Raw genomic sequence first — 13,928 nt, 5'->3', positions numbered from 1 at the left:
AGCCGTCCCGTGGCCGACGCTGAGACAACGTTGACTCGACGGGATACTGGGCCCATATGGACGAGCGAGTCAAGACACTGGTAGACATGCATGGGCAACGAGTAGGTAACGCGTAATCAGCTGGAGACAACGATGACTCTTGGCGAGCCACCGCCACCGTCGGCCCGTAGCCGCCCCACCATGCGTGAGGTGGCGGCACTGGCCGGCGTCGCCATCAAGACGGTCTCGCGCGTGGTCAACGAGGTGCCCACCGTCGATCCGGCCATCGCCGCCCGGGTACGTGAAGCGGCCGACAAGCTGGGCTACCGGCCCAACCTGACCGCCAGCAGCCTGCGCCGCGGGGACGGCCGGACGGCCACGATCGGGATGCTCGTCGAGGACTCGGCGAACCCCTTCTCGGCGGCCCTGACCCGCACCGTCGAGAACGTGGCTCGGGCGCGCGGAGTACTCGTGCTGGTCGGAAGCCTCGACGAGGACCCGGCGCGGGAACGGGAGCTGGCCCAGGCCCTCATCGACCGGCGGGTCGACGGCCTGGTCATCGTGCCGGCCGGCCGCGACCACAGCTATCTGATCAGCGAGCAGCGGACGGGCACCCGCATGGTCTTCGTCGACCGCGAGCCCAGCCTGCTCGACGCCGACACCGCCGTCTCCGACAACCGGCAGGGCGCCATCACCGCCGTCAACCACCTGCTGAAGGCAGGCCACCGCCGCATCGCCTACCTCGGCGACCGCGCGACCATCCCCACCGCCGCCCAGCGCTTCGACGGTTACCGGCACGCCCTGGAGGTCGCGCACATCGAGTACGACGACGAGATCGTCCGGCACACCGGCGCCAGCGAGGAATCCGCCATCACCGCGACCAGGCAGCTCCTGGCGCTGCCGAACCCGCCCACCGCCCTGTTCACCAGCCAGAACCTCGTCACCATCGGAGCCGTACGGGCGCTGCGCGCACTAGGCCTGCAGAACACCGTCGCCCACCTGGGCTTCGACGACTTCCCCCTGGCCGACCTCCTCAGCCCGGGGATCTCCGTCATCGCCCAGGACGTCGAGCAACTGGGCAGAACAGCCGCCGAGATGCTCTTCCGCAGACTGGACGGCGACCGGTCACCCACCCGCACGGTCACCATTCCGACTCGGCTGATCGAGCGGGGGTCGGGCGAGATCAGGGCGGGAGGACCTCGCCAGGGCTGACAGGACTGAACGGACGCGCTCGACCGGCTGGGGCGGCGTTCACTGGGCTCTGGCACAGATCCGTTCAGTGGCCCCACCGAGGCGACTCCAACCGGCCCCATTTCGTGGGCTGTTGATCAAGATCAGGTGTGCCGGGATGGCCCCGGGGGCGGCTTGAACTGGGACCACTCCGTCGATGGGGCTCGTCGGGTTGGTCCCCGCTGGGTGCTCGGGCGATGGACGGACCGGCTCGCCCGAGTACCCGCTCAGTGCCTCGCAGGAGAGTCAACCGTGGACAGGCAGGGGGTGTTCACGATGTGGAGGTCGCTCTGGCCGGAGCCTGTTGGATCCCGATCGAGACCAGGAGGAGGAAGGCGCCGAGGATCTGGGCCCCGCCCATGGACTCATGGCCGAGGAGCCCCGCAAGCAAAGTGGCGGTGAGTGGTTCCAGGAGGACTGCGACAACACCGGCGGCTGCACCGGCGCGATGCAGACCTGCGAAGTAGCTGGTGTAGGCGACGGCCGTGGGCACCAGCCCGAGGAACACCAAGGCGCCGACAGCGTCCACCCGCGGTGGCAGTTCCATCCCGGTCACCAGGCCGATGGGCAACAGCAGCAGGCCCCCCACCAGGAAGCCCAGCCCGGTCGCGGCGGACCGGTCCAGGCCGGGCAGAGGCGCCCGGCGGTCCAGGGTGAGCACGGCGAACCCCAGCGCGGCGATCAGCGCGAGGCCCGCGCCTGTAGCGCGGTTGGTACCCGCGCCGGCCGGGGAACCGAGCAACAGCACCAGCCCGCCGACAGCGATCACGACCGATCCTGCCGCACGGCGTGTGGGCAGGCGTCGGTCGAGGGCGGCGGAGCCGGCCGTGACCAGGACGGGGACGGCGACCATCGTGGTCAGTGTCGCCAGGCCGACCGAAGTGGCCTCCACCGCCGCGAAGTAGGCGGCCTGGAATACGGCCAGCAGCAGGCCGGAGGCGGCTACCCGGGCAGCCGCCGCGCGCGTGCGCGGCGCGGCCGTGAGCCGGCCTGCCGCCGCGGCATACGCGGTGATGAGTGCGCCGCCGACGAGGAGTCGGTAGGCGGCGACGGCGACCGGCTGCAGCCCGGCGCGGGAGGCGAGGAGTGAGCCGGCGAGACCGCCGGTGCCCCAGAGGAGTCCGGCAAGGACCAGCAGGGCGGCGCCGGACCGCGGGATGCGGGCAGCCGCGGGTGAAGAGTGTGCGGGCATGGAAGGGCTCCGACTTCGACATGGATGAAGGCACGTCGGAGCGGGGCGTCAGCGGATCATCGGCGGGTCAGGCCACGCCGAACTGGGGCCGCGACCGCAGGAGTCGGCCGGGCCCGGGAAGCACCCCGCTCAGGAGCGGGGCGGCGGGCAGATGATCCGGTGAGAATGCACGGCACGCAGCCTAACCAGGGCGGCCTCCCGGACCCCGTTTCCTTGCGAAGATCCGCTCTATCGCAGCTGGGGGCCCGTCTTGTCCCGGCGGGCTTTGGTGCGGGCCAGGCGGTAGGACTCGGTGCCGGTCTCGATGAGGGTGGCGTTGAAGGTGAGCCCGTCCACGATCGCCGCGCAGAGCCGCGGGCCGGTGAACGCCTTGCTCCAGCCTGTGAACGCCTCGTTCGAGGCGATCGCAATACTGCTCTTCTCCTCACGCTCGGTGAGAACCTGGAAGAGCATCTCGGCTGACGCCCCAACCTCCCAACAGGTTTCGTGCCCGACCCGCTGACGGAAATGCCTTGATGCGTCGGCGAGCCCTCGTCGACGTGGTGCGCCACTCCAGCACCAGTCCCATGGAAGAAACAAGGCCCGCCATATCTGCCACCAGGATTCCCAACACCTGAGACATGGACGTCACACCATCTGTAGTGTCCGCGGCCATGGGAGATCTGATACACCCACAACCATGGGCGGAACGGGCCATGGGTATGCCTGTGCTGCCAGGAAAGCGATCCCAATGGATGGGCACACTCCGAGACCTGGTCGAGGAGTTGACGTCCAGCAAGGTCGCGCCCCCAGACGGGCATGTCTCCTTACCGCAGGCCGGTGGACTCGACCGATACCAGCTTCAGCGGTTTGTCCGATCGGGGCTGCTCTCACGCGAGGGTCCAGCCCTGATGCCCAGTGCCGCAACGCAAGCCTGGTACCGAAACAGCGATTCAGCCGTGCTGATCGAGGCGCTCCACATCAACGTCAGATTTGTCGGCGAAGTCATGAGCGCCCTCGCATCTGAGCCTCGCACATATGAGCAACTGCTGGCTGTGGCTCGTGAGGAGTACGACCTGCCGTGGGACACAACGGGGCCGGTGCACAACCGAACTGCGTGGCTCTCCGTCGCAGGCATGGTCGACCTCTTCAACGGCCACCTCCACCTGACGGACGCAGGCCGTAGTGTTCTGGCCCGCCTTGTTTTGGGAAGGCCCGAGCCCGACGAAGCCGACATGACCAAACGGCTCACACCGGCTGTGGGCGCAATTGCCGATCTGATCGACTCATTGGACGAGGCCAAACTCCGAGCCCGGGCAGACGGCGCGAATCTCTACATCCCGGGTACTTCCGCAAACGGCGGCAGCTTGGACGCGCTACACATGCTCACAGAGGCGGCGATACCGTCGATCAAGGACGCCGACTTCATTCACTTCGTGCAGGCCAACTTCCCCAAAGCTCAGACCGCGGCCACAGCACGCACCGCGAGAGAGGCCCTCAAGGCTCTCGGACTTATTCAGCGGACGTCATCAACGACCTGGAGCGCCACACCTGGCGCCGTCGCATGGACCGAGTCCGGGGAGACGCTGGATCTCGCACGCACCGTCCACGCCTCCATCGCCTTCTTCGGCGAAATTCTGGGTGAGCTCGACGGAGCAGATCGGCTTACTACAGGAGCGCTTGCGGAACGGAGCGCTCAGTACCTCCCCAACCGGCAGAAGGCCGTCTCCCGGAGCGCGGTCAATACGCGTCTCAACCTCCTTGAGGCGTGCGGATTGGTCTCCCGTCTCTCGCAGACCGTCTACCGTACGACCCCTCTCGGGCTGGCGTTCAAGGACTCGCTGCCCTGCCTCAGCCCGGAAGATGCCATATCCCGCCCCTCGACCGACAGTTACGCCAACCACGATCCGGGCAGTCGTCCCGATACCGCTCAGCCGGCCGTCGCGCCCGGGGAGGAGATCGCGGCAGAACTGAACAGCGCCGCACGTGACAGCCCAAACCACAAGCGTTTGGAGAAGGCCGCCGTCGCCGCCCTGGGGTATCTGGGCTTACCCGGCGAACACGTTGGCGGCAACGGACGTCCGGACGGACGAGTACGTTTCGGCATCGGCGCCTACTCCCCGGTCCTGGCTGTGGAGGCAAAGGCTTCGGCCGTTGGACGCGTCGTAGATCAGTCGTTGTTCGGGCTGCCGGAACACCGGGCTCAAATCGGTGCTCAAGTCACCCTTCTCATCGGTCCGGGGTTCGAGCGCCGCATGCTCAGGGAAGCCGATGACGACCCTGCGATCGCGGTCATCGAGACCGAGTTGCTGGCCGAGATCGTCCGCCGCCAGGAGCACACACCGCTCACGTTGGGCCAGTTGGCACCTCTAGTCGATCCCTCGTTGCGTGCAACCCAGCGTAGAGATGCCCTCCTCGGATACTGGCAAGCGCAGGAGACTCGCAGTCAGCTCGAGTACACGCTCGTCGACATCTTGAACGCGGAAGCGGAAGACCCGTTTGAGGAAGGCGGCTGGCTCGATCTCACCTCCATTCGCCGCGAGCTTCGAACCCGCGGCTACCGCGTCGGGGAGGACGAAGTGGAGGAAGCTCTGGCGTTTCTGGCTTGGGGCCGGATCGACGTGGTGCAACGGTCCGATCGGGGCTATCGCTGTACCGCCAGTGTGCATACCGCCGGACTGCGCATACGGGCACTCGGGCGTCAATGGTCGACAGCCTCAGCACATCACCATCAGGTGATCTCGGGTGATCCAAGGTGATCAGATGAACCAGGCAAGGCCGATATAGCGTTTCGGGTGTTCCCCGGTGCCGAGCCGTACGACTTCTCCGCCGGCTGGCCACCAAACGAAAGCCTCGATGCTCGGCCGGCGCTCGGAGAATCGACGGCTCAGGCGTCGCCGTGATCAAGTCATCGCATGACGCGGCTGGTGCCGAACGGATAGTCGGGCAGGTCTACGGTGCTGCTGATTTTCGCCCCCAGCTTGAGCATTCCGTTCAGGAACAAGGGGCGGGACAGCAGGGTGTTGCGGAGACGTATGCCGGTGGCGGTGCCGGGGGCGAGGAACCTGCCGGTGCGGTCGCCGCCTGCCTGGCAGCCCTGGGCGTACTTCCGAAGCCTGCCCTCGTACCGAGTGAAGGCCACCCGGTAGTCGCCCTGGGCTCGTGCGAGTTCGCCGGCCAGCACGTAGGCGGCGACCACCGCGGTTCCTGTGCCCATGCCGCCGATGGTGGCCCCGCAGGCGGCGTCACCGACGAGGCACACTCGCCCTGTGGACCAGGTATCCACATCTGCGCGGCTGATCGAGTCGAAGTGCAGGTCAAGGGCCTGTTGCAGTGAGGCGAGCAGGCGGGGCACCTCCCAGCCGAGACCGGCGAGCGCGTTGTCGATCAGATCCTTCTGCTGTTCGGAATCATGGCGGTCGTACGACAGTTCAGGCGCGGCGAAGACGACGAACGCCCTGGCATGTGCCGGGTCCCGGTGGTCGGCGCCGACCGAGGCGAGACGCCCCGGTGCGTTGTATCCGACCGAGCCCTTTCTCAGACCCAGGTCGTTGGGCAGCGGCCAGGTGGCGGCGTAGTAGCCGAGGTGGCTCACATACTCCTCCTCTGGGCCGAAGGCGAGGCAACGGACGTTGGAGTGCAATCCGTCCGCGCCGATGACCAGGTCGAAGTCGCGTGAGACTCCCTGTTGGAAGTCGACCCGCACGCCGGAGGGGGTCTCGGTGAGGCGGGTGATCGAGTCGCCGAAGATGTATTCAGCGTGTGGGCGGCTGTGCTCGTACAGCACCCGGGCCAGGTCCCCGCGGAGCACCTCTATCTCGCCGCCGGCGAACTCGGCAGGCAGGTGCAGCAGTGTTCGGCCGCGTTCGTCGACGAAGCGCATCGGGCTGCCGCCTGTCTCGATGCGGCGCAGTTCGGGAGTCAGGCCCATGCGTTCCAGCACGGTCAGGTGTGTTTCGCCGCGGAAGTCGACGGCCTGACCGCCGCCGCGCAGGGCTGGGGCCAGTTCGACGACGGTGGGCTTGAAGCCGTGCCCGTCCCAGCCAGTAGGCCAGCGCGGGGCCGGCGATGCTCGCGCCGGAGATGAGGACGTTCCCGTTCACGGATTCCTCCACTCTAGAAACTGTGTCCTATGGACACTGTTAATTACTGTGTACCGTAGACACAGTTGATTCGGCAAGGTCGGTCAGGAGGGGCGGCGGACATGGGTGACGAGCGCGCCGAGGCGGTGCGGCTGCTGTGGGGGCCGCACTCCAAGCCCGCACGGGGGCCCAGGCCGACACTCGACCTGGACCGCATCGCGCGGGCCGGGATCGAGATCGCCGACTCGGAGGGGTTGGCCGATGTGTCCATGCAGCGCGTCGCCGCGCGACTGGGCGTGACCAAGATGGCGCTGTACCGGTACGTGCCGGGCAAGGCTGAGCTGGTCGCTCTGATGGTGGACGCCGCGATCGGCCCGTACCCGCAGGTGAGGGTGCGACACAGCGGCTGGCGGGAGCAACTGGAGGAATGGGCCCGCGAGCTGATTCACGCCTTTCGCCAGCACCTCTGGGCACTGGACGCGACCGTGGGGCCGCGGATCATGGGACCCGCGGAGCTGTCCTGGCTGGAGCGTGCCGTCTCTGCCTTGGACGGCACGAAGCTCAGCGGCGCCGAACGGATGGACGCGGCTGTCCTACTGGTCGGTCACGTACGCGGTATCACCCAGCAGGCCCGTGCGACAGGCCCGGCGGGCAACCCCGAGGCCCAACTGGGCTCCATTCTCGGCGACCTGATGCAGGCACACGGCGAGCGATTCCCCGCCCTCACCGCAGCCCTCACTTCAGCAGCCCAATCCCACGGCCAGGACCAGGCATGGGAGTTCGGCCTGCAGCGCATCCTGGACGGCTTGGCCGTCCTCATCGACGAGCGCGCACGCTGACCCCAACTACATCGGCGACACCCCCACCTGAAGGCAGGCCGCTCACCGATGACCGCCTGCGTGGACGATACTGACCTCACGCCCCTCAGCCAGCCGCATCCGTCTGACCTGCGCATATCAGTGTGGGATCTAGATAAGCCGCGCACCGGCCGGATACGACACCGCCATGCTCCTGGCGTACGCGCTTCTCGTGCCCGGATTCGCCCACGGCGTCCGCCAGACGTTTCCCGTGCTCATGACGGAACCAGGACGCGTCGCGCAGATCATCGTCGTCACGGAGCTATCGCAGTCGGCGTCGCGTGGAGACCATCCCGAACTCGTCCCCGCTCTACACGCCTTGGCCACAGAACTGGCCTGACGCTGCTGCACACGATGTGCTGATCCCCGGCAACGTGTTCGTGTCCGCGAACCGGCTTGCGGGGATTCTCGACGTCGGCGGCTTCGGACCGGCTGGCCCTTCCCTGGATCTCGTGAGCGCCTGGCATCTACTGGAGGCCGGGCCACGGCAGGCGCTCCGCGGCCTTCCAGGAGGTGTTCCACGTCCATCTGCATGTCTTCCCCCGCTTCAAGGGGGACCCGTTCCGTATCGAGGCGGACTGGCGGGTGCGTGAACGTCGGCTGCTCGACGAGGTGGCTGTGGCGGTCCGCAGCGGGATCACCGCCTTGGAGGCGGCGGCGGGTGGAGCCGGGCCCGGGCCACCCGGTGTCCTGCGGCAGCCGTGAGGCACCACTTGAGGCGCGGCCGGCTGCTCCCCGACGCGAGCCCGCCCGCGTCCACCCGCATCCACCCGCGCCCACCCGCATGGGGCCATGGGGGCCATGGGGCCGCCACCGCCTGACTGTCCTCCCAGGAAGGCCGCGAAGTTCGGCCCTTGATCCCGCCTGGGCGTTCAGCCTCGCAACGGCCGCGCCAAGCGTCCGAGCAACCCCGCCACCAGCGCCGTCTGCGCAGGCACCGTGTCCGGGTAGATGAACTCGCCCTGGGCATGGGCGCCGTCGCCGACCGCGCCCATGCCGCAGAGCACCGGCAGGCCGAGTGCGGCGACGAAGTTGGCGTCACTGGCGCCGCCGACGGCGGCGTCGGGCAAGGAGGCGCGGCCCTGCTCGCGGGCGACCTCGCGGGCGAGGTCGAGGAGGGGGGCGGAGGCGGCGTTGAGGGTCATCGGGGGCCGGTTCCAGGCGTGGTCGATGTCGATGCGGACGCGCGGGTCGCTGACCTCGATGGCGTCCAACTCGGCGTCCACACGGGCCTGTTCGGCCTCGCTGCCGACCCGGATGTCGACGCCCGCGGTGGCCTGACCGGCGACCACGTTGATGGCCGAACCGCCCTTGAAGAGCCCGGTGTTGATCGTGGTGCCCCGGTCGGGCGCGGCGACCTTCGCAGCGGCGACCACGAACTCCGACAGCGCGGTGATCGCGCTCGCCCCGTCCTGGGGCGCGAGCCCGGCGTGCGCCTCGACGCCGGTGGCGGTGACCTGGAAGATCCCGGTGCCCTTGCGGGCGGTCTTGACCGCGCCGTGGGCGGTCGGCTCCAGCACCAGCGTGACGTCGGCCTTCTGCGCGACCTCCTCGATCACCGGCCGCGAGGACAGCGAGCCGATCTCCTCGTCGCCGTTGAAGAGGAAGGTGACGGTGGGCACGGGTGCGCCGCTCTCCCTGGCCAGTTTCAGGGCCCAGATGCCTTGGGCCAGGCCGGTCTTCATGTCGAAGATGCCCGGTCCGCCGAGTTTCTCCCGCCCGTCTTCGGACGCCCCCGGCTGCTCCCATCCGGCGAGCGTCCCGGTCGGCCACACGGTGTCGTAGTGGCCGACGAGCAGGACGTGCCCGGCCCCGACGCCAGTACCGGTGCCCGTACCGGTACCCATATCCGTGCCGGCGCCCGTACCCGCGTACGTCAGGGTGAGCGTGTCCCCGCACTCGCCCCCCGGGTAGCGGTGCTCCTGGTCGGGTCGCCCCAGCCGCTGGACGGTCAGTTCGCGCAGGAGGTCCAGGCCGGCGGCGAGGCCGGGCAGGTCGTAGCTGCTGGTCTCCTGGCGGACGAGGGTCAGGATGTCGCCGACGATCTCCGGCGAGACCTCCTCGGCGCGGGCGGTGAGAGCGGCGGCAGCGGGCGATGCGGTCATGGTCTTCTTTCTCGTACGGAGGCGTGGGGGGCTGTTGTGGGAGAGCGGCGTCAGCCGACGCCCAGGGGGATGCCCAGCAGGTACCAGGCCACGAAGAACGCGACCCAGGCGACCCAGACGACAGCGGCGATCGGGATCGTGAAGGAGGCCAGCGTGCCGATGCCGGCGGACTTCTTGTGCTGCTGGATGAAGCCGAGCGCCATCGCGAAGTACGGGCTCATCGGGGTGACGCAGTTGGTGACCGAGTCGGCGACGCGGTAGACGGCCTGGGTGGTCTCGGGCTCGATGCCGATGAGCATCAGCATGGGTACGAGGATCGGAGCGGCCAGGGCCCACAGGGCGGAGCCGCTGGTGATGACGAGGTTCATGAAGGTGATGAGCACGGCGATGCCGACCAGTACGGTCCAGCCGCCCAGGTGCAGGTCCTTGAGGGTCTGCGCGCCCTCGATGGCGATGACGTTGCCGATGTTCGTCCACTTGAAGTACGCGAGGAACTGGGAGATCGCGAAGAAGAGAACGAGGATCGGGGCGTACGTGCGCGTGCCCTCGACCAGCGCGTCGACGAGGTCGGCGGGGGCACGGAAGGTGCCCGTCATCCGGCCGTAGACCCAGCCGAGGAGGGTGAAGAACAGGAAGAGGACGAGCGACATGCCCGTGATCAGCGGGGACTCGACGATGGAGCCGTTCTCGCCGCGCAGCGGTGAGGAGGACGGGACGAGGGACGCCGCCGAGAGCGCGACGAAGCCGAGCGCGACCAGCCCGGTCACGCGCAGCGCGCGGCGCTGCTGCTCGGTCACCTCGATCGTCTTCAGCTCGTCGGCGGTCAGCGCGGTGACCGGCTCGTCGGGCTCCAGGTCCGAGCGGCGGGCGAGGACCTTGTCGACGACGAGCGTGATCACCAGGGCCACGAGGACGGACGAGGCGAGCGCGAAGAAGTAGTTCGCCACCGGGGTGACGACGTAGTCCGCGTCGATGGTGTGGGCCGCGGCGGTGGAGATCGACGACAGCAGCACGTCGGTCGTGGTGATCGCCGGGGAGGCGTCGTACCCGGCGGAGATGGAGACGTAGGCGACGATGCAGCCGAGCACCGGGCTGCGGCCGGCGGCGCGGTAGACCAGCGCCCCGAGCGGGATGAGCGTGACGTACGCGGCGTCGCCTGCGACGTGGGCGACCATCGCCGTCATCGACAGCGCGAAGGTGAGGTACCTGCCCGGCACTCGGGCGACCATGCGGCGCAGCATGGTCGTGAACAGCCCGCTCGCCTCCGCGACGGCGATGCCGAAGCCCACGATGAGGATCGTGGCCAGCGGCGGGAAGGTCGCGAAGTTCTCGACGGCCCCCTCGACCATCGTCGTGAGCCCGGCCCTGCTGAGCAGGCTCCGGACCTCGATCGTCTCGTGCGTTCCGGGGTGCACGGTGCCGGTACCGGCCGCCGCCAGTATCGCGCTGAGGACGATCACGACCCCCGCCAGGATCCAGAACAGCCAGAACGGGTTGGGGAGCCTGTTCCCGACCTTCTCGATCGCCGCGAAGCCCCGGAACGCGGCCCGCAGGGCTCTCGACCGGGGCTCGGCCGGCTGCCCGGTGGGCTGTGGACCGGTCGGCTGTGGCTGGGCAGAGGTGGCACTCATCGGTACCTCTTCGCGCATGTGAGGGATGTTCCCGCGAACAATGGCATCCAGATGAGAGATTCTCTATACCGCCGATGTAACAGTGGGATTAATCGGCAGTCTAAGGTGGGGCGCTATGACCCGCCCTCTCCTCGACGAGCTCGACCGGCGCCTGATCGGGGCACTGCACCTGGCGCCCCGGGCCACCTGGGACGACATCGGCGCGATCCTGTCCGCCGACGCCGGCACGCTGAAGCGCCGTTACGACCGGCTGCACGAGGCCCGGATGGTCCGCGTGATCGGGCAGGCCGACTGGGGCATGCACTCCACGGCGATGCCGGTCCACGTCTTCCTGGACATCACCGGCGAGACCCCACTGGCAGTCCTCGACCGGCTCCGCGACCTGCCCCACCTTCAGCTCCTCGCGCAGATCTCCGGCGACCACCCGCTCTACGCCGTCGTGCACGCCCCCTCCGAGGCAGCGACCAGCGAGGCGATCGACCGGATGTTCTCCGTGCCCGGCGTCCGCCGCGTCAAGGCCCTGCCCGCGCTCAGCACCCTGCGCCGGGGCATCACCTGGGACCCGCAGTTCCTGACCGGCACCGAACGGGCCGAGCTGCTCGCACTCACCGGCACCCGGCCCGAGGGCACGGCGACCGCGACACCCCCCGCCAAGCCCCTCAGCGAGGCCGAACGCACCGTCGTCGCCCTGCTGCTCCAGGACAGCCGGGCCTCCGCCGCGAGCATCGGCCGGGCCGCGGGCCTGGCCACCTCCACCGCGCACCGGGTCGTCCGCCGGGTCCTCGACGAGCGATGGGTCCAGCCACGCCTGGAGATCGTGTCGGACTGGCTGGGCTTCCAGACGCCCTTCGTGCTCCGCCTGCGGATCGCGCCCGGTGAGACCCCCGACGTCATGCGCCGCATCGACCTGCTCCCCCAGACCCGACTCGCCGCCCACGTGGCCAGCGACCTGTCCGTCCTCGCCACCGGCCTGGTGGCCGACCGCTCCGCCCTGGCGCTCTTCATCGACAACGAACTCGCCAGGATCCCCGGCGTCCTCACCGTCAGCGTCGACGTCATGCTCGCCGAACCTCGCCGCTACTGGCTGGACCGCGACCTGGCCTCGGGCCTCGGCACGTTCCACGCACCGACGCTGCTCTGAGACACGGAGCGGCACCTAGCAGCACCGGGCGACACCGAGCGGCACCAGGCAGCACAAAGCACCCTCCCCTTCCCCCTCCCCCCTTTGCCCTGTCTTTGCGGCACCGTCGGCCGAATCCACTTGCGTAAGTCAATCAATCCTGCATATCGTTGAGTAAGTCAAGCAAATCCGATGTCCCTTCCGACGGAGGCAGCACGATGTCCGACGCCCTTGTCCGATCCGCGGAGGCCGGGGATTCCGCCCGGCCGAGGTCGAACGCCGTCGTGGCGGTCCTGGCCTTCGCCGGAATCGTCGTCTCGCTGATGCAGACCCTGGTGATCCCGATCGTCCCGGAGCTGCCGAAGTACCTGGACGCCTCGGCGTCGAACGCCGCCTGGGCGGTGACCGCCACCCTGCTGGCCGCCGCCGTCGCGACCCCGGTCGTCGGGCGCCTGGGCGACATGTTCGGCAAGCGGCGGATGCTGCTGGTCAGCATCGTCCTGCTGGTGAGCGGCTCGGTGGTCGCCGCGTTCAGCGACTCACTGGTCCCGATGATCGTCGGCCGGGCGCTGCAGGGCCTGGCGGCCGGTGTCGTCCCGCTCGGCATCAGCGTCATGCGTGACGTGCTGCCCTCCGAACGGCTCGCCGGCTCCACCGCGATGATGAGCGCCTCGCTGGGCGTGGGCGGCGCGCTGGGTCTGCCCTCCGCCGCGTTCATCGCCGACAACTACGACTGGCACGTGCTGTTCTGGGTCTCCGCGGTGCTCGGCGCCGTCGCCTTCGCGCTCGTCCTGACGATCGTGCCCGAGTCGAAGGTGCGTACCGGCGGACGCTTCGACCTGGTCGGCTCCCTCGGTCTGTCGGCCGCGCTGGTCTCCCTGCTGCTGGCCGTCTCCAAGGGCGCCGACTGGGGCTGGGGCAGCGGCACGACGCTCGGCCTGTTCGCCGTCGCGGCAATCGTGCTGGTGACGTGGGGCTTCTACGAGCTGCGTACGTCCCAGCCGCTGGTGGATCTGCGGACCACCGCCCGCCGGCAGGTGCTGTTCACCAACCTCGCCTCGATCGCGTTCGGCTTCTCGATGTTCGCGATGTCGCTGGTGCTTCCGCAGCTGCTCCAGCTGCCCGAGCAGACCGGTTACGGCCTCGGCAGGTCCATGATGACCGTCGGTCTGGTGCTGGCCCCGCAGGGGCTGGTGATGATGGCGATGGCGCCGGTCTCCGCCGCGATCACCAGGACCAGGGGGCCGAAGATCACCCTCATGACGGGTGCCGCCGTCGTCGCCGCCGGCTACGGCCTGAACATCCTGCTGATGTCCGAGGTCTGGCACCTCATCCTGGTCTCCTGCGTCATCGGCGCCGGTGTCGGCTTCGCCTACGGCGCGATGCCCGCACTGATCATGGGCGCCGTGCCCGCCTCCGAGACGGCCGCCGCCAACAGCCTCAACACCCTGATGCGGTCCATCGGTACGTCGTTCGCGAGCGCCCTCGCCGGTGTCGTACTGGCGCAGATGACCACGGACCTCGGCTCGGTCGCACTGCCCTCCGAGAACGGCTTCAAGGTGGTCATGGCGATCGGTGCGGGTGCGGCGCTCCTCGCGCTGGTGCTCGCCGCCTTCCTGCCGCGGCAGCGGACCGCCGCGCAGCCGGTGTCTCCGGCCGGGGACACCGGCGGGGGCCAGGCAGCGGTCACGGAGGCCGCCGGAGTGAAGGCGTAACGCTCCCCGTGTCCGGACGCCCAGGCGCCTGGGCGTCC

Annotated in this window: 11 protein-coding genes and 2 pseudogenes; 8 read left to right on the top strand and 5 right to left on the bottom strand. The window is 69.0% G+C overall.

The features are described from left to right. Nucleotides 1-180 precede the first annotated feature (180 nt). On the top strand, nt 181-1,191 hold the full coding sequence (locus ACH4YP_RS25440; protein ID WP_398492665.1) for a LacI family DNA-binding transcriptional regulator: 1,011 nt from the start codon (nt 181-183) through the stop codon (nt 1,189-1,191). Between the two features lie 289 nt (nt 1,192-1,480). Here the strand turns inward: ACH4YP_RS25440 and ACH4YP_RS25435 are convergent, their stop codons facing one another. Together ACH4YP_RS25435 and ACH4YP_RS25430 are read right to left on the bottom strand one after the other, a co-directional pair. Further along, on the bottom strand, nt 1,481-2,401 hold the full coding sequence (locus tag ACH4YP_RS25435) for a DMT family transporter (protein ID WP_398492663.1): 921 nt from the start codon (nt 2,399-2,401) through the stop codon (nt 1,481-1,483). Between the two features lie 228 nt (nt 2,402-2,629). Next, nucleotides 2,630-2,860, bottom strand: a pseudogene (locus ACH4YP_RS25430) (ATP-binding protein); the annotation flags it as partial. Nucleotides 2,861-3,339: 479 nt separating this feature from the next. On the opposite strand from ACH4YP_RS25430, the gene ACH4YP_RS25425 reads away from it, so the two are divergent. Next, entirely contained in the window at nt 3,340-5,139 is a 1,800-nt protein-coding gene (locus ACH4YP_RS25425; protein WP_398492661.1) for a hypothetical protein, read from the top strand. A 149-nt stretch (nt 5,140-5,288) separates the two neighbouring features. Here the strand turns inward: ACH4YP_RS25425 and ACH4YP_RS25420 are convergent, their stop codons facing one another. Then, nucleotides 5,289-6,323, bottom strand: a complete 1,035-nt coding sequence (locus ACH4YP_RS25420; protein ID WP_398492659.1) for an FAD-dependent monooxygenase — start codon at nt 6,321-6,323, stop codon at nt 5,289-5,291. A 261-nt stretch (nt 6,324-6,584) separates the two neighbouring features. Here ACH4YP_RS25420 and ACH4YP_RS25415 point away from each other — a divergent pair, with 261 nt between their 5' ends. The 4 genes and pseudogenes from ACH4YP_RS25415 to ACH4YP_RS25400 all read left to right on the top strand — a co-directional run bounded on the left by ACH4YP_RS25415 (nt 6,585) and on the right by ACH4YP_RS25400 (nt 8,024). After that, nucleotides 6,585-7,301, top strand: coding sequence for a TetR/AcrR family transcriptional regulator (locus ACH4YP_RS25415; protein ID WP_398492658.1), 717 nt, complete (start codon nt 6,585-6,587; stop codon nt 7,299-7,301). Between the two features lie 166 nt (nt 7,302-7,467). Continuing rightward, nucleotides 7,468-7,659, top strand: coding sequence for a hypothetical protein (locus ACH4YP_RS25410; RefSeq protein WP_361068395.1), 192 nt, complete (start codon nt 7,468-7,470; stop codon nt 7,657-7,659). A gap of 10 nt (nt 7,660-7,669) precedes the next feature. After that, a pseudogene (locus tag ACH4YP_RS25405) lies at nt 7,670-7,819 on the top strand (aminoglycoside phosphotransferase); the annotation flags it as partial. Nucleotides 7,820-7,832: 13 nt separating this feature from the next. Next, complete coding sequence (locus ACH4YP_RS25400; RefSeq protein ID WP_361068392.1) at nt 7,833-8,024, top strand: hypothetical protein; 192 nt, start codon at nt 7,833-7,835, stop codon at nt 8,022-8,024. 167 nt (nt 8,025-8,191) lie between these two features. Here ACH4YP_RS25400 and ACH4YP_RS25395 read toward each other — a convergent pair whose 3' ends face one another. Both ACH4YP_RS25395 and ACH4YP_RS25390 read right to left on the bottom strand, forming a co-directional pair. Continuing rightward, complete coding sequence (locus ACH4YP_RS25395) at nt 8,192-9,424, bottom strand: M20 family metallopeptidase (RefSeq protein ID WP_398492657.1); 1,233 nt, start codon at nt 9,422-9,424, stop codon at nt 8,192-8,194. A gap of 50 nt (nt 9,425-9,474) precedes the next feature. Next, nucleotides 9,475-11,055 (bottom strand): AbgT family transporter, encoded by a 1,581-nt coding sequence (locus ACH4YP_RS25390; RefSeq protein WP_398492655.1) that lies wholly within the window; start codon nt 11,053-11,055, stop codon nt 9,475-9,477. Nucleotides 11,056-11,170: 115 nt separating this feature from the next. Here ACH4YP_RS25390 and ACH4YP_RS25385 point away from each other — a divergent pair, with 115 nt between their 5' ends. Continuing rightward, on the top strand, nt 11,171-12,196 hold the full coding sequence (locus ACH4YP_RS25385; RefSeq protein WP_361063581.1) for an Lrp/AsnC family transcriptional regulator: 1,026 nt from the start codon (nt 11,171-11,173) through the stop codon (nt 12,194-12,196). Between the two features lie 197 nt (nt 12,197-12,393). After that, nucleotides 12,394-13,890: an MFS transporter gene (locus tag ACH4YP_RS25380; RefSeq protein WP_361063584.1), complete on the top strand. Its 1,497-nt coding sequence runs from the start codon at nt 12,394-12,396 to the stop codon at nt 13,888-13,890. Nucleotides 13,891-13,928: the final 38 nt, after the last annotated feature.

This window comes from Streptomyces sp. NPDC020747 (assembly GCF_044334695.1).
Lineage (GTDB): Bacteria > Actinomycetota > Actinomycetes > Streptomycetales > Streptomycetaceae > Streptomyces.
This window is presented reverse-complemented; position numbering and strand designations above follow the sequence as displayed.